The 1,064-nt window shown below is 70.9% G+C and carries 1 protein-coding gene; it reads left to right on the top strand.

The genetic code is table 11. The features are described 5' to 3' along the window. Positions 1-1,064 (top strand): beta-ketoacyl reductase (locus tag GTW67_RS16120; protein WP_161165514.1); only part of this gene is annotated, 1,064 nt, incomplete at both ends.

Genomic DNA, 1,064 nt, shown 5'->3' with positions numbered 1-1,064 from the left:
TGTCGGCGTTCGTGTTGTTCTCGTCGTTCTCGGCGACGGTGGGTGGTGCGGGGCAGGCGAACTACGCTGCGGCGAACGCGTATTTGGATGCGTTGGCCGAGGCGCGGCGTGGTGAGGGGCTGGCGGCGACGTCGATCGCGTGGGGTCCCTGGGCCGACGACGGCATGGCCGTCAGCAGCGCCGAGGTCAGCCGTACCCTGCGGCGCACCGGCATGCTCCCGATGGACCCGAGCCAGGCCCTGAAGGCCATGGAACGGTCCCTGGTCCTCGACGACACCGTCATCGCACTGGTCGACGCGGACTGGCAGCGCTTCGCGGACACCTTCGAGGCACGGCAGCTCTCCCGGATGCTCAGCAGCATTCCGGAGGTCGCCCAACAGGCAGAGGCGGCCGGAACCCGGTCGGCGGCGGACACGGAACACGCCGAGGGCGCCTCTGCTCTCGCCCGCAAGCTGGCAGGTCTGTCCGAAGGCGAACAGCACCGGGTCGTGCTGGAACTCGTACGTGCGCACGTCGCCGCCGTCCTCGGATACGCCGGGGCCGACGCGATCGCGCCCGGCCGCGCCTTCACGGAGATCGGGTTCGACTCCCTGACAGCGGTGAACCTGCGCAACCGGCTCAATGAAGCCACCGGCATGCAACTGTCGGCCACGCTGGTCTTCGACTACCCCACCCCGTCCGCGCTCGCCGCCCAACTGCTCACCGAACTGGTCGACGTCGACGCGCACGACGACGCTGCCGTCCCGTCGCTGCCGGCCCCGGCCGCCGCCGACGAGCCCATGGCCATCGTCGCCATGAGCTGCCGGTTCCCCGGCGGCGTCGCGACCGCGGAAGAGCTGTGGAGCCTGCTCGCCGCGGGCGAGGACGCCCTCACCGCCTTCCCGACGGACCGTGGGTGGGACCTCGACGGACTGTACGACGCGGACCCCGAAGCCCTGGGCAAGAGCTACGTACGCGAGGGCGCGTTCCTCACCGACGTCAGCGGGTTCGACGCGGACTTCTTCGGCATCTCGCCGCGTGAGGCCCTGGCGATGGACCCGCAGCAGCGCCTGCTGCTGGAGACG

It is taken from the genome of Streptomyces sp. SID5910 (assembly GCF_009862125.1).
In the GTDB taxonomy this organism is placed as follows: Bacteria; Actinomycetota; Actinomycetes; order Streptomycetales; family Streptomycetaceae; genus Streptomyces.
Note: the sequence above shows the minus strand (reverse complement) of the source record. Positions and strands in the feature narration are given on the sequence as shown.